General features: G+C 62.9%; 19 protein-coding genes. 11 read left to right on the forward strand and 8 right to left on the reverse strand.

The window, feature by feature from the left end:
- Positions 1-26 precede the first annotated feature (26 nt).
- The gene (locus tag ACZIRK_RS12540) at positions 27-2,171 is read right to left on the reverse strand and encodes a hybrid sensor histidine kinase/response regulator (protein ID WP_463327402.1); all 2,145 of its coding nucleotides are present in this window, start codon (positions 2,169-2,171) and stop codon (positions 27-29) included.
- A 225-nt stretch (positions 2,172-2,396) separates the two neighbouring features.
- Here ACZIRK_RS12540 and ACZIRK_RS12545 point away from each other — a divergent pair, with 225 nt between their 5' ends.
- The 8 genes from ACZIRK_RS12545 to ACZIRK_RS12580 all read left to right on the forward strand — a co-directional run bounded on the left by ACZIRK_RS12545 (position 2,397) and on the right by ACZIRK_RS12580 (position 11,607).
- On the forward strand, positions 2,397-2,870 hold the full coding sequence (locus ACZIRK_RS12545) for a nuclear transport factor 2 family protein (protein ID WP_028165160.1): 474 nt from the start codon (positions 2,397-2,399) through the stop codon (positions 2,868-2,870).
- Between the two features lie 273 nt (positions 2,871-3,143).
- A complete protein-coding gene (locus ACZIRK_RS12550) occupies positions 3,144-3,422 on the forward strand; it encodes a hypothetical protein (RefSeq protein ID WP_028165159.1) in 279 nt (92 codons plus the stop codon).
- A gap of 264 nt (positions 3,423-3,686) precedes the next feature.
- Positions 3,687-4,571 carry a LysR family transcriptional regulator gene (locus ACZIRK_RS12555; protein ID WP_463327398.1) on the forward strand — a complete coding sequence of 295 codons (885 nt, stop codon included), beginning with the start codon at positions 3,687-3,689 and terminating at the stop codon, positions 4,569-4,571.
- 113 nt (positions 4,572-4,684) lie between these two features.
- The gene (locus tag ACZIRK_RS12560) at positions 4,685-5,119 is read left to right on the forward strand and encodes a cupin domain-containing protein (RefSeq protein WP_130229001.1); all 435 of its coding nucleotides are present in this window, start codon (positions 4,685-4,687) and stop codon (positions 5,117-5,119) included.
- 317 nt (positions 5,120-5,436) lie between these two features.
- Positions 5,437-5,808: a hypothetical protein gene (locus tag ACZIRK_RS12565; protein ID WP_130229000.1), complete on the forward strand. Its 372-nt coding sequence runs from the start codon at positions 5,437-5,439 to the stop codon at positions 5,806-5,808.
- 97 nt (positions 5,809-5,905) lie between these two features.
- Positions 5,906-6,778 carry a hypothetical protein gene (locus tag ACZIRK_RS12570; protein ID WP_130228999.1) on the forward strand — a complete coding sequence of 291 codons (873 nt, stop codon included), beginning with the start codon at positions 5,906-5,908 and terminating at the stop codon, positions 6,776-6,778.
- Between the two features lie 94 nt (positions 6,779-6,872).
- Positions 6,873-10,217 carry an adenylate/guanylate cyclase domain-containing protein gene (locus tag ACZIRK_RS12575; protein WP_130228998.1) on the forward strand — a complete coding sequence of 1,115 codons (3,345 nt, stop codon included), beginning with the start codon at positions 6,873-6,875 and terminating at the stop codon, positions 10,215-10,217.
- Positions 10,218-10,413: 196 nt separating this feature from the next.
- On the forward strand, positions 10,414-11,607 hold the full coding sequence (locus tag ACZIRK_RS12580) for a GGDEF domain-containing protein (RefSeq protein WP_474417939.1): 1,194 nt from the start codon (positions 10,414-10,416) through the stop codon (positions 11,605-11,607).
- 119 nt (positions 11,608-11,726) lie between these two features.
- On the opposite strand, the gene ACZIRK_RS12585 is transcribed toward ACZIRK_RS12580, so the two are convergent.
- The 5 genes from ACZIRK_RS12585 to ACZIRK_RS12605 all read right to left on the reverse strand — a co-directional run bounded on the left by ACZIRK_RS12585 (position 11,727) and on the right by ACZIRK_RS12605 (position 16,302).
- Positions 11,727-12,509 carry a succinate dehydrogenase iron-sulfur subunit gene (locus ACZIRK_RS12585; protein ID WP_130228996.1) on the reverse strand — a complete coding sequence of 261 codons (783 nt, stop codon included), beginning with the start codon at positions 12,507-12,509 and terminating at the stop codon, positions 11,727-11,729.
- 24 nt (positions 12,510-12,533) lie between these two features.
- Complete coding sequence (sdhA, locus tag ACZIRK_RS12590) at positions 12,534-14,375, reverse strand: succinate dehydrogenase flavoprotein subunit (protein WP_130228995.1); 1,842 nt, start codon at positions 14,373-14,375, stop codon at positions 12,534-12,536.
- Between the two features lie 3 nt (positions 14,376-14,378).
- On the reverse strand, positions 14,379-14,753 hold the full coding sequence (sdhD, locus tag ACZIRK_RS12595; protein ID WP_130229006.1) for a succinate dehydrogenase, hydrophobic membrane anchor protein: 375 nt from the start codon (positions 14,751-14,753) through the stop codon (positions 14,379-14,381).
- A 17-nt stretch (positions 14,754-14,770) separates the two neighbouring features.
- The gene (gene sdhC / locus ACZIRK_RS12600) at positions 14,771-15,169 is read right to left on the reverse strand and encodes a succinate dehydrogenase, cytochrome b556 subunit (protein ID WP_028165151.1); all 399 of its coding nucleotides are present in this window, start codon (positions 15,167-15,169) and stop codon (positions 14,771-14,773) included.
- A gap of 209 nt (positions 15,170-15,378) precedes the next feature.
- The gene (locus ACZIRK_RS12605) at positions 15,379-16,302 is read right to left on the reverse strand and encodes a LysR family transcriptional regulator (RefSeq protein ID WP_130228994.1); all 924 of its coding nucleotides are present in this window, start codon (positions 16,300-16,302) and stop codon (positions 15,379-15,381) included.
- A gap of 89 nt (positions 16,303-16,391) precedes the next feature.
- Between ACZIRK_RS12605 and ACZIRK_RS12610 the strand changes: the two genes are divergently transcribed.
- Together ACZIRK_RS12610 and ACZIRK_RS12615 are read left to right on the forward strand one after the other, a co-directional pair.
- On the forward strand, positions 16,392-16,646 hold the full coding sequence (locus ACZIRK_RS12610) for a hypothetical protein (protein ID WP_130228993.1): 255 nt from the start codon (positions 16,392-16,394) through the stop codon (positions 16,644-16,646).
- 17 nt (positions 16,647-16,663) lie between these two features.
- Entirely contained in the window at positions 16,664-17,524 is an 861-nt protein-coding gene (locus ACZIRK_RS12615; RefSeq protein ID WP_463327403.1) for a sulfite exporter TauE/SafE family protein, read from the forward strand.
- Positions 17,525-17,622: 98 nt separating this feature from the next.
- On the opposite strand, the gene ACZIRK_RS12620 is transcribed toward ACZIRK_RS12615, so the two are convergent.
- Both ACZIRK_RS12620 and ACZIRK_RS12625 read right to left on the reverse strand, forming a co-directional pair.
- The gene (locus ACZIRK_RS12620) at positions 17,623-18,120 is read right to left on the reverse strand and encodes a DUF3658 domain-containing protein (RefSeq protein WP_130228991.1); all 498 of its coding nucleotides are present in this window, start codon (positions 18,118-18,120) and stop codon (positions 17,623-17,625) included.
- A 26-nt stretch (positions 18,121-18,146) separates the two neighbouring features.
- The gene (locus ACZIRK_RS12625) at positions 18,147-19,676 is read right to left on the reverse strand and encodes a malonate--CoA ligase (RefSeq protein WP_130228990.1); all 1,530 of its coding nucleotides are present in this window, start codon (positions 19,674-19,676) and stop codon (positions 18,147-18,149) included.
- 89 nt (positions 19,677-19,765) lie between these two features.
- On the opposite strand from ACZIRK_RS12625, the gene ACZIRK_RS12630 reads away from it, so the two are divergent.
- Positions 19,766-20,527 carry an SDR family oxidoreductase gene (locus tag ACZIRK_RS12630; protein ID WP_130228989.1) on the forward strand — a complete coding sequence of 254 codons (762 nt, stop codon included), beginning with the start codon at positions 19,766-19,768 and terminating at the stop codon, positions 20,525-20,527.
- The last annotated feature ends 180 nt before the right edge of the window (positions 20,528-20,707 follow it).

The raw sequence follows: 20,707 nt of genomic DNA on the forward strand, positions 1-20,707 counted from the left end.
GACCGGTTACAATGGACCGGCGCGCGTCAGGACGACGCCGCCGTCGGTGTTCGTGTTGGTTTCGGCCGGGAGACCTTGTGCAGCGCGTGCGAGAGCTGCTCGATCGAATACGGCTTTTGCAGGAAGTCGAATCCATAGCTGCCTCGCTGCGCCAGCACCTGGCTGTAGCCGCTGGTCAGCACGACCGGCAGGTCCGGGCAGCGGCGGCGGATTTCCTGGGCGAGCTCGACGCCGCTTATGCCGGGCATCGCGACGTCGGTGAACACCACGTCGAAGCGGGCGGCGTCGCCGGCCAGCGCGTCCAGCGCCTGCGTAGCGTTCTCGACCAGGGTCGCGGCGTAGCCGAGTTCGGCGAGCGCATCGGCCGTAAACCTGCCGACCTCGATATTGTCCTCGACCACCAGCACCGACATGCCGCTGCCGTCGACCGGCGGCGCATCCGCGGCCGCGAACTGCAATGTCGGACCCGTGGCCGCGGCGCGAGGCAGATAGAGCGTGAAGGTAGAGCCCTTGCCGACCTCGCTGACGACGACAATCTCGCCGCCGGACTGCTTGGCGAATCCGAATACCTGCGACAGCCCGAGCCCGGTGCCCTGACCGATCTGCTTGGTGGTGAAGAACGGCTCGAAGATGCGCCCGAGCTGATCCTGCGGAATGCCGATGCCGACGTCCCCGACCGCCACCGCGACATAGCCGTGCGGCGCCGGCGGATGGCCATCGGCAACGGGCAGTTCGGCTGCGCGACGCACCGCGATCGTCAGCCGGCCGGCACCATTCATGGCGTCACGGGCATTGACGGCCATGTTGATGATCGCGGTCTCGAACTGGCCGGCATCGGCGTTGATGAAGCAGGGTTCGTCCGGCAGCCTGGTGACGATCTCGATCCGCGGCCCGACCAGCGTTCCGATCATCTCGCCCAGCACCTGCACGCTCTGGCCGACGTCGAACAGTTCAGGCTTGAGCGTCTGTCGTCGGGCGAAGGCGAGCAGTTGGCCGGTCAGTTTCGAGGCCCGGTTGACCGTCTCCGAAATCGCATCGATGTAGCGCAGCCGCCGCTGCTCCGGAAGGTTCGGCCGCCGCAACATGTCGATGGAGGCGCGGATCACGGTCAGCAGATTGTTGAAGTCGTGCGCGACGCCACCGGTGAGCTGGCCGAGGGCCTCCAGCCGTTGCCCATGCTTCAGCGCCTCTTCGGCTTCCTGGCGTCTTTCGGCCTCCTCATGCAGGCGTCGCGTCCGCCGCAGCGCCAGAGCGAGCAGCAGGAACAACAGCGCGGTGGCGGGCACGCCGAAGATCAGGTGCTGGCCGATGGTCGCGAGCCAGCGCGCGCGGATCGCCGAGGTCTCGAGCCCCGCGCTGACATAGATAGGATATTCGGCGAGCCGCCGATAACCGAGACGGCGTTCGATGCCGTCGGCCGGCGAGGTGACGGTGATCAGGCCGCCATCGGGGATCGCGGCAAGCTTCTGCCCGACCGGTCCGTCAGGGTCGAGGCGGAACTCACGGTCGGCCGTCGGATAGCCAGCCAGCATCGCGCCGTCGGTGCGCCCGAGCGCGAAGAAGCTGCCGGGTTCGCGGCCGATCCGCGCGTAGAAATTCTCGAAATATTCGGGCAGCACCGATGCCTGGATCACGCCGGCAAAGTCGCCTGTCTCGGTCGACCGCCGACGGCTGACGCCGAAGAATGGTGCGCCCCGGTAGGGCGGCCGCGGCGTCAGCACGTCGCCGATATGGGTGCCGACGTCGCCGGCGGCATGGGCCCTGAAATACGCTCGGTCCGAGAAATCGATGTCGGGCGCCGGGGCCACCAGGCTGTTGACCAGAGCATGGCCCCTGGCGTCGAAGACCCACGCCGATTTCACCTGGGGCAGCGATGCCGTGAGCTGCTTCAGCCGCTCGTGCAGGCTCTCTTCACGCGAACGGATCGCGTCGTCGGGAAGGCCGCGAATGATTTCCGCGATCTCCGACAGGCTGCGGTCGATGGTCTCGAACACTTTCAGCGCGTGCTCGTGCGCGACATCGAGCGTGCGCTCGATTTCCCGGTCGGCGGCCTGGTTGATTGAATTCCAGGAGATCACCGAAGCAAAAACAAAGAGCGCCAGCGGAAGGGCCAGGGAAGCGGCCATCATCCATTGCAACAACTTCAGCGAATGGCGTTGTGCGGTCTGCACGGGCACTCCGGATCCTCCGCAACCTTAACGCAAAATTCGGCTCGGAAGGAAGGGGAGCTGACGCGGCTTGCTGGCCGCCATCGCCGCCAGTTCCGTCCCTCGCATCACAAGCTATCGTGCATTATGGAAAGCTGGCGCGTGCTTCGGAAAGATAAGGATGAGCCGCCCGGGCACACTCGCGTGCCATGCGCCGGACCCGGGCCGAGCTAGAAATGGAGATCGTATATGGCCGAGAGCCGTCCCCCCTTTCCACCCTTCACCCATGAGACTGCCGTGCAGAAAGTGCGCGGCGCGGAAGACGGCTGGAATTCCTGTAATCCGGAAAAGGTGTCGCTCGCCTACAGCCCGGACAGCTACTGGCGAAACCGGTCGGAATTCATCAACGGCCGCGCCGAGATCGTCGCGTTTCTCACGCGGAAATGGGTCAAGGAGCTCGACTACCGCCTGATCAAGGAGCTCTGGGCGTTCACCGAGAACCGGATCGCCGTACGTTTCGCCTATGAGTGGCACGACGATTCCGGAAACTGGTTTCGCTCCTACGGCAACGAGAACTGGGAATTTGCCGAGAACGGGCTGATGCAAAAACGGTTCGCCTGCATCAACGATCTCCCCATCAAGGAGTCCGATCGCAAATACCACTGGGACCGTTCGGGACCTCGTCCCGCCAATCACCCGGGGCTTTCCGACCTCGGGCTTTGAACGTCTCTGTTCGAAGTGGCAACCCACGCTCCATGGCACGCGTCGATGATCTATCGACGCGCCGGAGTGCCTATTGCTTAGGCGGTGCAAGAACAGATCGTCGGGTCGTTCGCCCGCAGTTCATCACGGCTAGCTGGTCGGTTCTTACAACCGCAACTCTTCTCCCGAATGATTGAAATCACGCTGTAGCAAGCCGCGCCGATTCTGGCCGCTCCATATCGGAAGGAGGTCAGCCGATGACACCAACGGCAATCGAAGCTTTGGAGAGCAATCATGCGTGAGATGATCGGAGCAGTGCTTCTGGCAGCTTTACTCTCTGGTCGCACGGCCACGGCCGAGACGGTGGGACTGGCGAAACCATCGCCCTCGGCCGTCTCGTCAGGCATGTCCGATGCCTCATCACGGACGTTAGGTCTGCCGTGGCCTGCGCCGGTCGGCCATCGTCAGCCCCATGCGAAGGACCTGCCGTCGCAGAACACGAACGAGCTCGAGCAAATCAGCGAAGAGGATCGCGCTGTCGATCGCAAGCTCACGATCTGCCACGGCTGTTGAGTTTCGTGCGCCGCATCTGTGGTCCCGTGCGTCCTGGCCGGTGTGACGCACGGGACAACATTTCGAATGTAACTCATCTCCGATTCGTTGAAACGATCCTGTAGCTCCGCAACGTCATTGAAGCCGGCAACCACATCAATCCTCTTCCGCCACGACGTGCTTCGTCCGTCTGCCCGCAGATCGCGGATAAATCATATGACATGCGTGATTTCGGCCCGGCCGATGCGACGACATCCGAATTTGGCGTGACAAAAGGCGCGCCGAATGGACCTCAACTCTCTTCAGACCTTTGTCGCTGTCGTGCGGGCTGGCGGATTTGCGGCGGCCGCACGTCAGACCAACACCCCGCGCTCGTCCGTCAGTTTGCGCATCCGGACCTTGGAAAGGACACTCGGCGTGCGCCTTTTCAAGCGTTCGACTCGCGCTTTCTCGCTCACCACGGAAGGCGCCGAACTGTACGGACGCTCTGCGGAGGCTCTGGCCTCCCTCGCCGGCGCGCTCGACGGCCTGGGCAAGGCAGGCAGCCCCTATGGCGGTGGAATCCGTCTTACGGTGCCGGCGGATTTTCCGCCCGGGCTCATTGCCGGCGCCGTTTCCGAATTCCGTGAAGCGCATCCCGCCGTGCGGTTCGAGGTGCTGCTCACGAACGACGTGCTCGACCTCGTCTCCGAAAACATCGACGTCGCCCTTCGCATCGGCGCTTCCAACCCGCAGGGAGCGCTTGTCAGGGGCGTTCTGGACATGGAGTTCGGCCTCTATGGCAGCGCCGAATATCTGCGCAGGAACGGCGAGCCGGCCAACATACACGCGGTGAGCACGCTGATTGGTCCCGAACGGCCCGAGCTGCGTCGCCTGCTGTCCCGTGCTCTCAAGAACGGGGTCGAGTTCCCGCAATTCCAACTCGCGGTGGACAGTTTCGCCCTGGTGCGTGAGTTCGTCTTGCTGCATCAAGGCGTCGGGCTGCTGCCGCAATCGCTGTGCCAAGCCGAGCTTGCGTCGAAAGCCGTTTTACCCGTGCTGCCGAACCTGTTCTCGGGATCGATCCGGCTGCATCTCACCTTTCCCTCGCGCGCCGACCTCAATCCCAAGGTCAATGCGTTCGCGCAAGTCCTGGCGCGCCACCTGGAGGCTGCGGCGGCCGGACAGTGACGCGCCCGATTGGCCAGTATCCTGGCCGCTCTGTCCGGACCGGCAGGGCTACTCAGGGCGGGCGCGGTCGCTACATGCGGTTTGTCAGATCGCAACCTTGCCCTGGAGCGAACATGCAAGCCGATATCACCACGGAATTCGAAACGACAGAATTCGCCGGGATCACCACCGGGATCATCAACCCCTATCCGAGCCCCTTCACGATCCTCGACATGACGATCAAGCCCGGCACCGGCGCACCCGCGCACATCTCCGCCACCGAAGACAAGCTCTTCATCGTGATCGCAGGCCAACTGAAATACCTCATCGGCGACCGCACCGCCGTGGCAGGGCCGGGCGCACGCGTCCTGGTCCCGAGAGGCACGGTTCACGGCTTCACCAATGTCGGGGACGCCGACGCGCGACATATTCTGGTGTCCACGCCGCGCCGCCACGAAGAATTCTTCCGCGACCTGCACGGCATTCCCGATCCCCGGGAGGAGCATATGGATCTCTTGCCCGGCATCGCGGCACGCCACGATCAGGCGATCGTCGGGCCTCTTCCTTAAGTTCTCTGCACTCGGCCTGCGCCTGATGGCCGCAGGCGCGGGCCGGTTTTCACTATCGGTTTTCTACCGAAGTTGGAAAACAGCTGGGCAGGAAGATCGGCGAATTGATCGTAGCCACCCAGCTTCACGGCGTGGAAGCCGCGGCGAAACCCTGACGGCGAGGTGTTCGGCCGCGACCAGCTTTCATCGTCGACCGCCAAGTGCTTACAGCCTTTTCGGTGGCGCTAGTCTGGCTTGCCACCGCAGAGTTCTACAACTAAGCTACGAAAATACCGGGCGTCAGAACGGCGCCCCTGTATTTTACGGAGGGCTTCGCTATGGCAGGTATCTTCCGGGACGCTAATCTCCAAGAAAGAGTTGCTGATTTTTCTTATCAGAACGATGCCCTCGCACAGTTGATCGTCGAGGCGTGGACCGATCCAGATTTTGAAAAGTGGTTGACGACGCGGCAGTCGGACGGCACCTCGCCAAACGCCAAGGCGTCGCTCGAGGCCCGGGGCATATTCCTCGCGAACCCCATCGTGTTCACGGAAGAAGAGTATAATGACGGCTGTCACAACCCGGACCCTGATGGGACCGGAGTCATTTTCGTGGTGCCGGACCGATCGCGCGTCGAGCAGCCTCCGCATCACCTGTCTCTGCTCGAGACAGCGCGCTTGCTGATGGCCATTACGCCAAACGGAATCTAGCGCAGTCGAGATTGGCCTGAGCTGTTTTTTTGGCGAGTTTCGCGCGCACCGTGCGGGAAACGTTGCGCGCGCGACCGCTCGGATATGGAGGTGTGGAATGGCGCCCCTGGTCACGGAGTGGGTCAGCGTTAGCGGCAATATTTCGATCATCGCTCGCGAGTCCGGGGAGGTCTGGTTTCATCTCCCGGGCGGCACAAAGGAATACGCAGATCCGTTTGCGACGCCTATGACGGGCGTCGGCGCCAGGGGCAGCACGATCGGGCTGCTCGACGGCGCGATCAATCTCGGATTTTCCAGAATTGAAAAGCGCCTCGCCAGCCCGGCGCCGACGCTTGTCGGCTACATCATCGCCATCGTGGGCGCCTACCACACGTCTGTCCACACGCCGCGAAATCTCCAGCGCGCCGCCAGGCGATTCAACGAACTGGGGCGGCCGGAAGTGGCGGCTTATCTTGAAGAACGTGCGCGCGAGGAGACTGGTCACGACCGGCTTGCGCTCAAGGATCTTCGCGCGCTGGGCCTGCCCGCCGAGCGATTGGTCGCCAACTTCATTCCCGACGGCATCAAGCCGCTCTGCGAGCGGTTCGATGAGCTCTGCGTCGAGGACTACCCGATCGGCTGCATCGGCTATTCCTACTGTCTGGAACGCATCGCCGCGCTCAAGCAGAAGACCGATATCGAGAAGGTGCAGGCACTATGCCCTGACGGCGTCGATGCGACCCGCTTTCTCCGAAGTCACAGTTGCCTTGGGAGCGAGGTTGCCCATGTGGAAGAGACGATCGAGTTCGTCGCGTCGCTTCCTCCGAGCGACCGCATCAGGGTCGTCCAGGAGACGTATGAATCGGCATTGATCATGGCGGAGGGATATAATCACGAGCTCCTCAAATCCGAGGCGGAGATGCTCGACGAGCTTCAGCAGGCGGCCGGAGAGGCGCTTCCGTATCGTCTGAGCAGGGCCTTCGTACAGTAAGAGGCGCGGTGCTCGGCCCTCGGCGTGAGCAGAACGGCACGGCAGTCGTCGCAGTCTGGCGTGCCTCGAGCGACAAGAGACGAGGGCCTCTGCAATGGCGAGGACAACCACCGAGGTGACCGACTGGCTGTGTGGACACGGCCTGGGGCAGTACGCCCAAACCTTCGCCGACAATAATATCGAATACTCCGTCCTTCCGGATCTGACCGACAATGATCTCAGGAAGCTCGGCGTTATTTCGTTAGGCCATCGCAAGAAGCTGCTGAAGGCCATCGAAGCATTGACGGCAGCGAAGTTCGGCATCGCGTCCGCCTCGGTCGTGCCGCAGCGCGAGGCCGAGTTCCGTCAGATCACGGTGATGTTCAGCGATCTGGTGGGGTCCACGCAGCTTTCGGAGGCGCTGGACCCGGAGGATCTGCAAAAACTCATTGACGCGTATCGGGGCGAATGCAGCACCGCGATCCGGCGCTACGGAGGCGAGGTCGCGCGCTACTTCGGCGACGGCGCGATGGCGTTCTTCGGTTGGCCCTATGCGCATGAGGATGACGCAGTTCGTGCCACGCATGCGGCGCTGGAGATCGTTTCCAGAGTTGCGACCATTCCAGGGCCGGTCACCCTGACGTGCCGGGTGGGTGTCTGCTCCGGCCCCGTCGTGGTCGGCGAAACCGGAGAGAGCGGCACGTGGTCGATGGACGCGGTGGGCGAGACGCCGAATATCGCCGCGCGTCTGCAGACGCTTGCGGCCGCCAATACGGTGGTCGTTTCGGAATCGACCAGACGGCTTGTTTCGGCCGCGTTTGATTTTCAGGACCTCGGTCTCCAGGAGCTCAAAGGTGTAACCGAATCCGTTCACGTCTATCGCGTGCTCTCGGCAAAGCACACCACGAGCCGCTTCGAGGCCGCGCATGCGGGTTCCCTTACGCCACTGATCGGGCGCTCGAGCGAGCTTTCCCTGCTGCTCGACAGGTGGCAGAAAGCCAAGGAAGCCGACGGCCAGGTCGTGTTTCTTTCGGGCATTCCCGGAGTCGGGAAATCGAGGCTTCTCCACGAACTGAAATCGCGTGTCGAGGATGAGCCGCACGTCCTGCTTCACCATCAGTGCTCGCCCTATCACAGTCAGAGCGCGTTCTTTCCCGTGATCGAGCAGATCGAACAGGCGGCCCAACTGACGGCTCGCGAGCCCGATACCGACAAGCTTGCAAAGCTCAAGGCCTACCTTCCGCGCCCGATTGACGGCTCGGCAGAGCCGGTCGCCCTGATCGCTAAACTGTTGTCGATCCCGCTGGAAGATGACCTCGAACTGTCAGGACTGACGCCGCGGCAAGTGAAGAACAGGACGATCTCTACGCTTGTTGACATCCTCTTGGCATTTTCCATCCGGCGCCCGACGCTGTGCATTTTCGAGGACGCGCATTGGCTTGACGCGTCGACCCTTGAGCTGCTCGAACTGGCCACCAGCCGCATCGACCGCGCCCGCGTGCTGCTGATCGTATCCTGCCGGCCCGAATTTCGCCCCGCGTGGATCACTCACGCGAACACCACTCTGCACTCGCTCACCCGGCTGTCGCATAGCGAGGTCAGGGCGATGATCCGGGAGCTCCTGAGCGGCGCGAGCATGCCCCAGCCGTTGCTCGACCAGATCGTCGAAAAGGCCGATGGCGTCCCGCTATTCATCGAGGAACTGACAAACAGCACGTTGAGCGCGCCTTTGCGAAGCCGAGGTGCCGTCGAGCGCAAGGCGCAGCCGGCCTTGCTCCGCGTTCCGGACACGCTAAGCGACGCCCTGATGGAACGGCTCGACCGGGTCGCGCCGAGCCGCCGGCTTGCGCAGATCGCGGCCGTGATCGGACGAGAGTTTTCCTATGACCTCTTGTCGGCTGCATCGCAGGTCGACGAGGAGGATATGCTGTCGGCGCTCTCATTGCTCGAACACGCTGATATCATCTACCGGGTCGACGTTTCGCCGTTCGTCCGTTTCGCCTTCAAGCACGTGCTGCTGCGCGATGCGATCTACGACTCCCTGCTCAAAAGCAAGCGGCTGCAGTTTCACGCCGACATCGCGACGATCCTGGAGCATGATTTCCCGGAGCTTGCCGAAAATCAGCCCGAGGTTCTCGCCTATCATCATCAGGAGGCCGGCAATCATCCGCTTGCCATTCGCTGCTGGTTCAAGTCCGGGCAACGCGCGCTAGCGCATTCGGCCAATGTCGAGGCCATCGCCAATTTTCGAAAGGCGCTTCAGCTTCTGAGCGGCCTGCCGGACTCACTCGAGCGGACCAGGCAGGAGATCGACATCCAACTGGCGTTGGGCATACCGCTCATCGCGGTGCAGGGCTATGCCTCCGCTGATACCCGCGAAGCCTTTTCGCAGGCGCGGGCCCTGTGCCTGCGGCTCGGCAATATTCCCGAATATTTCCAGGCGCTGTTCGGGTTGTGGGGAAATTCCTGGATGTCCGGCAAGAATGATGAAGCGCTCGCCATGGCCGATGAGTTCATGTCGCGAACCCAGGCGTTGCCGGACGCCGTGCCGCGCATGGTCGCTCATCGAATGATGGGCAGCACGCTATTGACGATCGGGAACTTTCGATCGTCGGTGGACCATTTCGAGGAGTCGATCAAGCTTTCGATGAACAAGGGCAGGCCGCCGCTATACCATCTCTACATGGTCGAGCCGCAGGCGGCCTCGCTCCTGCTGCTGTCCTGGGACTTGTGGTTCCTCGGCTATCCCGACCAGGCGCTCGCGCGCGTCTCGGAGGCGCTTGCCTTGGCACGGGATCTTCGCCACCCCTACACCATAGCGTTCGCGCATTACATGACCTCAGTCGTGCACCTGTTGCGCGGCGAGGCCGATCTCGCCTTCGAGAACGCCGAAAAGAGCTTCGAGGTGTCGCGGGAGCAGCGGTTTTCGCTCTATGCAATCCTGTCGCGAATTTCGCGCGGCCGGGCCGTCGGCGACCTCGGCCGGATCGAAGAGGCTCGCGCCGAGATTGCCCGAGGACTCGATGAGGCCCGGCAGAACAATGTCGGCTTCATGTTGCCGATGATGGAGAGCTGGCTTGCGGAGATGCACGCAAGGGCAGGAGAAAACGAGTACGCGCTATGGATCGTCGAGCAGACCCTGACCAATCTCGATGACGTGACCGGCAGGTCATGGGAATCGGAATTGCATCGGCAAAAGGCGCAGCTTCTTCTGGCGATCGACCCCTCGAACATTCTGGAAGCCGAATCGTGCCTGACGAAGTCCATCGAAGTGGCCTGCGGTCAAAGCGCGAAATCCTTGGAGCTGCGCGCCTCTATGGATCTCGCCGAACTCTGGCGCACGCAAGGAAAGCTTGAGGCGTCGCGCGCGCTATTGGAGCCGATCTGCTGCTGGTTCGATGAGGGCGCCGAGACGGCCGACCTCAGAAGGGCGCGCGCCGTTCAAGCTGCGGTGCGCTGATCCTCACGCGCGATGGCCGCGGATGTGGGGAACGGAGGATTTCAAGGTACTGCTTGCACCGACGACGCGCCCTATTGAGGGGAGCAAAGCAAAATGGCAAGGGAGAGGAACAGATCGACTTTCACGGTAGGGGCTTCTCGGCGGTATGTTCGGTTCTCTCGTCCTGCTCGCGCATGGCATCATCTATTTCATTGTCATGGGGAGCATTTTCAGAGCAAGGCAGAGCATCGGAGTTGGTGTTTTTTTCTGCCTCCTCGGCACGATGCACTTCCTCGAGACCTATTTAGCCGCGACCTTCTTCATCGAACTGCCCTTCGGGCTGATCTCGCCGGGATCCACCGTGATGTTCACGGGCAAGCTCGCCTTTTTCCTGCTGCTTTACATCAAGGAAGACGCCGAGGTGATGCGGCAGCCGATCTACGGCCTCCTGAGCGGCAACATTCTGATGATCGCGCTAGGGCTTCTCCTGCGCCTCTATAGCAATCCCGCGAGCTTGCCAGGCTATAATCCGGATCTCCGCTTCATCGACCAAATGGGCTTGCTCATGGTCTGGGGCAGCCTATTGCTGTTCATCGATCTGATCGCCCTTGTCATCATTTATGAACGGCTTGGAAAATTGGTGACGACCACCGTTCCCGGGCGGATCTTCATCAGCCTGGCGCTTGTGTTGAGCTTCGACCAGGCTTTCTTCTACCTGGGGCTGCATCATCTTACCGGCGTGCCAGAATCGGCATTCTACGGCGGGTGGATCGCCAAGGTCGCCGCGGCTGCCTTCTTCAGCCTCATGATGACCGCATATCTCCGCATCTTTGAACGAGAGCCTCTTCCCGTGCAATCGCGTCGCGCCGCGGACGTGTTCGATCGCCTGACTTACCGGCATCGCTACGAGAAGCTTGCTGAGCGAGTTGGCAGGGATGCGCTGACAGGACTTCAGGATCGTGGGCAGTTCGATGCGAAAGGGGCGGCAATGCTGCAGGCTGCTTCGCAATCGGGCCTGTCACTTAGTCTCATGATGATCGACATCGACCACTTCAAGTCGATCAACGACAGCCGTGGCCACGTCGTCGGCGATGGAGTGATCCGCAAGGTGGCCGAGACGATTGTCGCCTCAAAGCGTGAGGGTGACGAGCTGTTTCGATATGGCGGGGAAGAGTTCGCATTGCTGTGCCCGCAGATGCCCCCAGGCGCCATGGCGCTGGCAGAACGCATTCGGGCGGCTGTGGCCGACAGCACTCATCCAGAACTGCAGCGGCCGGTGACGGTCAGCATCGGCATCGCCACGTTTCCAACGCATGCCAGGGTTTTTCGAGAGCTGCTCGAGAAGGCGGATGCTGCTCTTTATCGGGCGAAGGCGTCGGGCAGGAACGGGGTTGTCGGCGCGGACGCTTAAATGTTTGATGACCGCTTTCGAGGGTAGACCGGTACCCCGAATGAGCGAAGACGACCCGCGCTTTTGACCCGTTGCGCGAGTTATCGCAGGCCGTCCTCCCTATAACGTTCGCCGGCGGCTTACATCTGCCGCTCGACCAGCTTCAGCTTGAGCTCGGCGATCGCTTCCGAGGGGTTGAGGCCCTTGGGGCAGGCCTTGGCGCAGTTCATGATGGTGTGGCAGCGATAGAGCCGGAACGGGTCCTCGAGATTGTCGAGCCGTTCGCCGGTGGCCTCATCGCGGCTGTCCGTGACCCAGCGCGTGGCCTGCAGCAGCGCGGCGGGACCGAGGAAGCGCTCGCTGTTCCACCAGTAGCTCGGGCACGAGGTCGAGCAGCAGGCGCAGAGGATGCACTCGTAGAGGCCGTCGAGCTTCTCGCGGTCCTCGTGGCTCTGCTTCCATTCCTTCTGCGGCGTCGGCGTTGTGGTTTTCAGCCACGGCTCGATCGAGGCGTATTGCGCGTAGAAATTGGTGAGGTCGGGGACAAGGTCCTTCACCACCGGCTGGTGCGGCAGCGGGTTGACCTTCACCGCGCCGTCTTTGACGTCGTGCATCGACTTGGTGCAGGCGAGCGTGTTCTGGCCGTCGATGTTCATGGCGCAGGAGCCGCACACGCCTTCGCGGCAGGAGCGGCGGAACGTCAGCGTCGGGTCGATGTGGTTCTTGATCCAGATCAGGCCGTCCAAAACCATCGGCCCGCAATCGTTGATGTCGACATGATAGGTGTCGACGCTCGGATTCTTGCCGTCGTCCGGATTCCAGCGATAGATCTTGAACTCGCGCGTCTCGGTCGCGCCGGCCGGTTTCGGCCAGGTCTTGCCGCCTGAGATCTTCGAGTTCTTCGGAAGCGCGAATTCAACCATGCTTGCTAGCCTTCGCTGTCGTCATCAATACACACGCGCCTTGGGCGGGATGTACTGTACGTCGTTGGTCATCGTGTAATCGTGCACCGGGCGGAACTCGATCGTGGTGTTGCCCTTCTGATCAAGCCAGGCCAGCGTGTGCTTCATCCAGTTCTTGTCGTCGCGATCAGGGAAATCCTCGCGGGCATGGGCGCCGCGGCTCTCGGTGCGGTTGGCGGCCGAATCCATGGTGACGACGGCCTGCACGATCAGATTGTCGAATTCCAGCGTCTCGATCAGGTCGGAATTCCACACCAGCGAGCGGTCGGAGACGGCGATGTCGCCAATGCCGCCATGCACCTTGTGGATCAGGTTCTTGCCTTCCTGCAGCACTTCGCCGGTGCGGAACACCGCGCAATTGGTCTGCATCACATGCTGCATGCTGTCGCGCAGCTTCGCCGTCGGCGTGCCGCCCGAGGCGTAGCGGAAATGGTCGAGCCGGCCGAGCGCCATCTCGGCGGAATCCTTCGGCAGTTCCGGCTGCTTGCCATTGGCGGTGAGTTTTTCGGCGCAGCGCAGCGCGGCGGCGCGGCCGAACACCACAAGGTCGATCAGTGAGTTGGAGCCGAGCCGGTTGGCGCCGTGCACGGAGACGCACGCGGCCTCGCCGATCGCCATCAGGCCGGGGACCACCGCATTGTCATCGCCGTCCCGCTTCGTCAGCACTTCGGCATGGAAGTTGGTGGGGATGCCGCCCATGTTGTAGTGCACGGTCGGCACGATCGGGATCGGCTCGCGGGTGACGTCGACATTGGCGAAGATTCGTGCCGATTCGGAGATGCCGGGCAGCCGCTCCGCCAGCACCTTCGGATCGAGATGATCGAGGTGCAGGTAGATGTGGTCCTTCTTCTTGCCGACGCCGCGGCCTTCGCGGATCTCGATGGTCATCGCGCGCGAGACCACGTCGCGCGAGGCGAGGTCCTTGGCCGATGGCGCATAGCGCTCCATGAAGCGCTCGCCCTCGGAATTGACGAGATAGCCGCCTTCGCCGCGGGCGCCCTCGGTGACGAGGCAGCCGGCGCCGTAGATCCCGGTCGGGTGGAACTGCACGAACTCCATGTCCTGCAGCGGCAGGCCGGCGCGCAGCACCATGCCGCCGCCGTCGCCGGTGCAGGTATGGGCCGAGGTGCAGGAGGCATAGGCGCGGCCATAGCCGCCGGTGGCGAGGATCGTGGTCTGGGCGCGGAAGCGATGCAGCGTGCCGTCGTCGAGCTTGATCGCGATCACGCCGCGGCAGACGCCCTGGTCGTCCATGATCAGGTCGATGGCGAAGAACTCGATGAAGAACTCGGCGGCGTGCCGGAGCGACTGGCCGTACATCGTGTGCAGCATCGCGTGGCCGGTGCGGTCGGCGGCGGCGCAAGTGCGCTGCGCCTGGCCCTTGCCGTAGTCGATCGTCATGCCGCCGAACGGGCGCTGGTAGATCTTGCCGTCCTCGGTGCGCGAGAACGGCACGCCCCAATGCTCGAGCTCGTAGACCGCCTCCGGCGCGTTGCGCACCATGTATTCGATCGCGTCCTGGTCCCCCAACCAGTCCGACCCCTTGACGGTGTCGTACATGTGCCAGCGCCAGTCGTCCTGATGCATGTTGCCGAGCGAGGCCGAGATGCCGCCCTGCGCCGCGACCGTGTGCGAGCGGGTCGGAAACACCTTGGTGATGCAGGCGGTGCGCAGGCCCGCTTCCGAGCAGCCGACCACCGCGCGCAGGCCGGCGCCGCCGGCGCCGACCACGACGACGTCATAGGTGTGGTCTTCGATCGGATAGGCTTTGCCGTTCGTGGCCGGGCCACTGCCATTGGTGGCCTTGCCGTTACCTTCAGCGGCCATGGTTCATACTCCCGAGGATAATTTAAGGAGCGCGTAGATCGAGGCCAAGGCCACCGCAGCGCAGAAGAAATTGTTGGCCATGATGCTGGCGAGCTTCAGCTTCTCGTTATGCACATAGTCCTCGATCACGACCTGCATGCCGATCTTCATGTGCCAGGTGCTGGCGACGATGAAGAGCAAGAGGATGATCGCGATCGGCAGCGAGCCGAGGATCTGTGTCGCGCCCGCATGGTTGCGGCCGACCAGCGTCAGGATCACGAACAGCACCGGCACGATCAGCAGCGTCATCGCGACAGCGGTGAGGCGCTGGCGCCAGAAATCGGTGGTGCCGGAATGCGAGGCGCCGAGATTGCGGACGCGGCCGAGCGGCGTGCGCATCGAGGAACGAGAGTCGCTCATCGTCCGCCTCCGATCGCGTAAGCGATGATCCAGATCAGCACCGTGAGCACGATGCCGCCGATCAGCGCGGCCCAGGTCAGGGCTTCCCGTTCATTGGCCTTGAAGCCGTAGCCCAAGTCCCACACGAAATGCCTGATGCCGCTGAGCAGATGGTGCATCAGCGCCCATGTGTAGCCGAACACGATCAGCTTGCCGATGAAGCTGCCGGTGAAAGCCTGCAGATTGGCGTAGGCGCTGGGGCCGGAGGCCGCCGCGATCAGCCACCAGGCGAGCAGCAGCGTGCCGGCATAAAGCGCTATTCCCGTGGCGCGATGGACGATGGAAAGCGCCATCGTCAGGGTCCAGCGATAGGTCTGTATATGGGGCGAGAGCGGTCGTTCGATCCTGGCGGTCATCAGCGACTTTGAGTTTGGTGGGACCGCGGCCGGCCCATCGGGGAGCGCGGTAGATAAATTCTATTTACGGAGTCGAACCTTACAGCGCAACGGCCAAATGCCTGCAAAACGAACGGGTATTCATTGCTACACCATTGATGAAGCAAGCCGATCAGGGGCTTGGTATACCAGGGCGGTCGATCCAGTCCAAGAAGCGAATTCTGATTCCGTTATAAGGCTGCGACTGCATGCGCGCCGAACGGGTCGGCGGCTCGCCATCGCTCAACCAGATAATCGACAAATGCCCTCGTCTTTGGCGACGCAAGCCGCGATGGCTGAAACACGAGGTGCAACGGCGTGGGCGGCGGTTCGTAGTCGGCGAGGATGCGCCGCAAGCTGCCAGCCCTGATATCGGCGTCGACCTGCCACGACGGCACGCGCACAATGCCCGCGCCTTCCTTCGCCGCCGCGGCAAGCGCATCGAGGCTATTCATCCAGAGCCGACCGGATATGCGGATTTTGCGGTCTGCCTTCGTGCTCTCCGCGAAGCGCCACTCGGCGCTGCCGGGTGCATCGGAGAACACGAGACAGTCATGACTAGCGAGGTCGCGCGGCGTCTGCGGCACGCCGTGGCGCGCGAGGTAGGCGGGTGAGGCGCACACGATCATCCTGAGGTCGGCGAATTTGCGCGCGACCAGTTGCGAATCCCGCAAGCGGCCGACACGGATCGCCAGATGGATGTCTTCCTCGACCATGTCGACGGCGCGATCAATCAGCAGCAGATCGACTGACAGCAGTGGATAGCGGCGCAGGAATTCGGCGAGCAGCGGCGCGATCACGAGCCGTCCCATCAGGCTGGGGCAGCTCACGCGAAGCCGTCCCGAGGGCTGGTGGCGGTCGCGTGACAATGCGGCTTCGATTTCCTTGACCTCGCCGAGGATTGATTTCGCGCGCTCATAGAGGATCCGGCCATGATCGGTCAGCGCGAGCTGCCGCGTGGTGCGCAATAGCAGCCTGGTGCCGAAATGCTGCTCCAGCGCGGAGATCTGGCGGCTGACCGAGGTCAGCGAACTCGGGAGCGAGCGGGCCGCCGCCGAGAAGCTGCCCGTCTCCACCGCGCGCACAAAGGTCGCCATGGCCGAAAGCTGGTCCATCCGATCCTTCCGGAATTCGCAAAGGTAACCACCAAAGAGGCTAGATACTCCCGCCTTCGACAAGGGTCTAGGCTTCGGGAAGCCGTCATATGGAGGAATTTGAGATGGGATGGAGTACCGGCTTCGTATCGCATCCCAGGACGATGCGTCTGCTTCACAACCGATCGGCCGATGGCCTGATCGGTCCGGTTGTTTTCGCGGTTACGGGGCTGTTGCTGGATGGGGCCGCGATGCTGGCTCAGGCGGGCGATCGATACCCCTCGGTCTTCGGGGTGAGCCTGATCCTCGCGGCGCCAGCCGTGGCGGCTCTGGCGGCCTTGCGCGTGCAAGGCTGCAGAGACTAAACGCTGGCGCAAGGGACATCATGGCTGGCCTCGATCTTATCGAACTCCTTGAACTCGCATTGCTGCTGATCGCGGTTGGGGCCTTGTCCGGCTTTCTCGCCGGCCTGTTCGGCATCGGCGGCGGCGCGATCCTGGTGCCGGTGTTCTACGAATGCTTCCGTCTGGCCGGGGTGCCAGTGGAGGTGCGGATGCCGCTCTGCATCGGCACCTCGCTTGCCGTCATCATCCCGACCTCGATCAGTTCGTTTCGCGCCCATTACCGGCGTGGCGCTGTCGACATGGAGGTGCTGAAGCGCTGGTGGATTCCGATCGTGCTCGGTGTCCTCGCCGGCAGCGTCACCGCGCGGTTTGCGCCGGAGCGGCTGTTCAAGATCGTGTTCGTGATGGTGGCCTGGTCGGCCGCGGCTCGGCTGTTATTGGCGCGCGAGGGCTGGAAGTTCGGCGACGAACTGCCGAAAGGTCTCCTGATGCGCGTCTACGGCTTCTTCGTCGGCCTGCTCTCGACTTTGATGGGCATCGGCGGTGGCCTGTTCGCCAATCTCCTGATGACCTGCTACGGCCGCCCGATCCATCAGGCGGTCGCGACCTCTTCGGCACTCGCGGTGCTGATCTCGATCCCCGGCGCGCTCGGCTATGTCTATGCCGGCTGGCCGGCGGCGGCGAGCTTTCCCGATGTCCTTGCGCTGCAGGTTCCGTTCGCGCTCGGCTATGTCTCGCTGATCGGCGCCATCCTGGTGATGCCGACCACGCTGGTCACCGCCCCGCTCGGCGTGAAGGTCGCGCATGCGCTATCGAAGCGGGCGCTGGAGATGGCGTTCGGCGCCTACCTCTTCATCGTCGGCGGCCGGTTCGTGATCAGCCTCGTGAGCGGGCAGTAGTCCCGTAGCCCGGGTGGAGCGCAGCGCAACCCGGGGATACCGAGTCAGCATCTGCCGACGGTCCCGGGTTACGCTGGCGCTCCACCCGGGCTACGGCGCTAGTCCTTCAGTCGCACTTCGCTGTAGCGCCACATGCGGATATCGCCGACACCTTCGATGCGATTCGAATCGGCGAGGACTTTCAATCGTGCAGCGATCGCCGCATGGCTGATCGGCACGCTAAGCTCCTGGCAGCGCCCTTCGACCAGAATGATCATCCTTGCGGTCTTCTGCCACTGTGGCTTCAACAACGAGAATATGATGCTGTCGAAATCCGCTTCGGTCAGGGACGGCGGGAGACGCACCTGGCTCCACTCGAGCCTGCTGTCCACGGTGGGGATTTCTTCATCAACTACCGGCGGCTCCAAGTCCGGATACTGATCATAGATCGGTGCAAGCAGCTTCTGTTGCAAAGCTGCGACAACCTCTTGAAGCAAGTCCTCGAGCTTTAGTCGCTCATCTTTGCCGAGACCGGCAATGGCCATCCTTGCGTCGTCCATCGCCTGATAGGCATCGAGTAAGTGTTCGTTAATTCGGACGGCTTGTTTGCGGTTCATTATTTCAACGCGACGTTCTTGCGCCCCTACTTCTTCGTATAAATATCCTTATACGTATCCCGCAGAATGTTCTTCTGCACCTTGCCCATGGTGTTGCGCGGCAGTTCGTCGACGATGAACACCCGCTTCGGCATCTTGAATTTCGCCAATCGGCCATCGAGCCCGTTGAGCACCGCGGCTTCATCGATCGTGGCCCCGGGCTGGCGCACCACGACGGCGGTGACCCCTTCGCCGAAATCGGCATGCGGCACGCCTATGACGGCGGATTCGACCACGCCGGGCATGCCGTCGATCTCGGTCTCGATCTCCTTGGGATAGACGTTGAAGCCGCCTGAGATCACGAGGTCCTTGCCGCGGCCGAGGATGTGTACATAGCCCTTGGCGTCGATCTTGCCGAGGTCGCCGGTGATGAAGAAGCCGTCGTCGCGGAATTCGGCCTTGGTCTTCTCCGGCATCCGCCAGTAGCCCTTGAAGACGTTCGGGCCCTTGACCTCGATCACGCCGATCTCTTCGCGCGCAAGCTCCTTGCCCGTTTCGGGGTCGGTGACGCGCGCGGAGACGCCGGGCAGCGGAAAGCCGACCGCGCCGGGCACGCGCTCGCCGTCATAGGGGTTGGAGGTGTTCATGTTGGTCTCGGTCATGCCGTAGCGCTCGAGCACGGCGTGGCCGGTGCGCGCGGACCATTCGCGGTGGGTATCGGCGAGCAGCGGCGCCGAGCCCGAAACGAACAGCCGCATATGCCTGGTCGTCTCCTTGTTCAGCGCGGTGTTCTGCAGGAGGCGCGTGTAGAAGGTCGGCACGCCCATCAGCACGGTGGCGCGCGCCATCAGCTTGACGATCAGGTCCGGATCGAACTTCGGCAGGAAGATCATCGAGGCGCGCGCGAACAGCGTGACGTTGCTGGCCACGAACAGGCCGTGGGTGTGATAGATCGGCAGCGCGTGGATCAGCACGTCGTCCTTGGTGAAGCGCCAGTAGTCGACCAGCGACAGCGAGTTCGAGGCCAGATTGTCGTGGCTCAGCATCGCGCCCTTGGAGCGGCCGGTGGTGCCCGACGTATAGAGGATCGCGGCGAGATCATCATTGCCGCGCGCGACCGTCTTGAACTCCGGGCTCGCTTTGTCGGCGGCCTCCGTCAGCGAGCCCTTGCCGTCGGCACCGAGCGTCTCGACCTTGGCGCCGACTTTCGCCGCGATCGCGCCGATGCCTTCCGCCTTGGAAGGATCGCACACCACCAGCGATGGCTCGGCGTCGCTGATGAAGTAGTCGAGCTCGTTCAGCGTATAGGCGGTGTTGAGCGGCAGATAGATCGCGCCGGCGCGCACGGTCGCGAGATAAAGCACAAGGCCCTGCACCGATTTTTCGGTTTGCGCCGCGACACGGTCGCCGACCTTGACGCCGCGCGAAACCAGCACGTTCGCCATCTGACTGGTGCGCGCGATCAGGTCCGCATAGCTGATGCGACTGCCGTCGAGTTGCTCGATCGCGAGCCGGCTCGGATCCTCGAGACCGTCGAACAGGCGGGAAAACAGGTTGGCGTTGGCGCTCGTGTTCATGCAACATTCCCTGGAAGGGCGAAAAGGCCGGGAAATCCGGCGAATGGCTTAGCAAAAACGCCCTTTGGAAAGCAACGGAGACAGTTTGCATGACAAATGATGGGAAACGCGTGGCCTGGGTGACGGGCGGCGGCACCGGGATTGGCGAGTCCGGGGCGGAATTCCTGGCGGCTGACGGCTGGACGGTGGTGGTCTCGGGCCGCCGCAAGGAGGAGCTGGACCGGGTGGTCGCCAACATCGCCAAGAAGGGCGGCAAGGCCGAGGCCATCCCGCTCGACGTCAGCAACAAGGACGAGGTCAACAAGGCCGCCGACCAGATCCTCGGCCGTCATGGCCGCATCGACCTCCTGGTCAACAGCGCCGGCATCAACGTGCCGAAGCGGAGCTGGGCCGACATGGAGCTGGAAGGCTGGGACAAACTGGTCGAGATCAATCTCAACGGCGTGCTCTACTGCATGCATGCGGTGCTGCCGGCGATGCGCAAGCAGCAGGATGGCTGCATCATCAACGTAGCCTCCTGGGCCGGACGCCATGTCTCGAAGATGCCGGGGCCGGCCTACACCACGACCAAGCATGCGGTGCTGGCGCTGACCCATTCCTTCAACATGGATGAATGCGCCAATGGCCTGCGCGCCTGCTGCCTGTCGCCCGGCGAGGTCGCTACGCCGATCCTGAAACTGCGGCCGGTGGTGCCGAGCGAAGCCGAGCAGGCCAGGATGCTGCAGCCGGAGGATCTCGGCCGCACCATCGCCTTCGTCGCCAGCCTGCCGCCGCGGGTCTGCGTCAACGAGATCCTGATCAGCCCGACCCACAACCGCGGCTTCATCCAGACCCCCACGAGCAGGGATTAGTCTTTGATCCCCTGTAGCCCGGATGGAGCGCAGCGTAATCCGGGATAGGTGCATGGAGTGCCCCCCAAAAGTGAGACACGGGAAATTAGGGACAGTTCTCTAACGGAGAACGTATGCCCAACAAATCTCCCCGTGTTTTCAGCCGAGAGTTCAAGCTCGAAGCGGTCCGCCGCATTCTGG

Source organism: Bradyrhizobium sp. Leo114, from assembly GCF_055229415.2.

Excerpts from the sequence above, each read along its gene's own strand:
- ACZIRK_RS12545 (WP_028165160.1), top strand. The coding sequence starts at position 2,397 with ATGGCCGAGAGCCGTCCCCCCTTTCCACCCTTCACCCATGAGACTGCC.
- ACZIRK_RS12550 (WP_028165159.1), top strand. The coding sequence starts at position 3,144 with ATGCGTGAGATGATCGGAGCAGTGCTTCTGGCAGCTTTACTCTCTGGT.
- ACZIRK_RS12555 (WP_463327398.1), top strand. The coding sequence starts at position 3,687 with ATGGACCTCAACTCTCTTCAGACCTTTGTCGCTGTCGTGCGGGCTGGC.
- ACZIRK_RS12560 (WP_130229001.1), top strand. The coding sequence starts at position 4,685 with ATGCAAGCCGATATCACCACGGAATTCGAAACGACAGAATTCGCCGGG.
- ACZIRK_RS12565 (WP_130229000.1), top strand. The coding sequence starts at position 5,437 with ATGGCAGGTATCTTCCGGGACGCTAATCTCCAAGAAAGAGTTGCTGAT.
- ACZIRK_RS12570 (WP_130228999.1), top strand. The coding sequence starts at position 5,906 with ATGGCGCCCCTGGTCACGGAGTGGGTCAGCGTTAGCGGCAATATTTCG.
- ACZIRK_RS12575 (WP_130228998.1), top strand. The coding sequence starts at position 6,873 with ATGGCGAGGACAACCACCGAGGTGACCGACTGGCTGTGTGGACACGGC.
- ACZIRK_RS12580 (WP_474417939.1), top strand. The coding sequence starts at position 10,414 with ATGGGGAGCATTTTCAGAGCAAGGCAGAGCATCGGAGTTGGTGTTTTT.
- ACZIRK_RS12585 (WP_130228996.1), bottom strand. The coding sequence starts at position 12,509 with ATGGTTGAATTCGCGCTTCCGAAGAACTCGAAGATCTCAGGCGGCAAG.
- sdhA (WP_130228995.1), bottom strand. The coding sequence starts at position 14,375 with ATGGCCGCTGAAGGTAACGGCAAGGCCACCAATGGCAGTGGCCCGGCC.
- sdhD (WP_130229006.1), bottom strand. The coding sequence starts at position 14,753 with ATGCGCACGCCGCTCGGCCGCGTCCGCAATCTCGGCGCCTCGCATTCC.
- sdhC (WP_028165151.1), bottom strand. The coding sequence starts at position 15,169 with ATGACCGCCAGGATCGAACGACCGCTCTCGCCCCATATACAGACCTAT.
- ACZIRK_RS12605 (WP_130228994.1), bottom strand. The coding sequence starts at position 16,302 with ATGGACCAGCTTTCGGCCATGGCGACCTTTGTGCGCGCGGTGGAGACG.
- ACZIRK_RS12610 (WP_130228993.1), top strand. The coding sequence starts at position 16,392 with ATGGAGGAATTTGAGATGGGATGGAGTACCGGCTTCGTATCGCATCCC.
- ACZIRK_RS12620 (WP_130228991.1), bottom strand. The coding sequence starts at position 18,120 with ATGAACCGCAAACAAGCCGTCCGAATTAACGAACACTTACTCGATGCC.
- ACZIRK_RS12625 (WP_130228990.1), bottom strand. The coding sequence starts at position 19,676 with ATGAACACGAGCGCCAACGCCAACCTGTTTTCCCGCCTGTTCGACGGT.
- ACZIRK_RS12630 (WP_130228989.1), top strand. The coding sequence starts at position 19,766 with ATGACAAATGATGGGAAACGCGTGGCCTGGGTGACGGGCGGCGGCACC.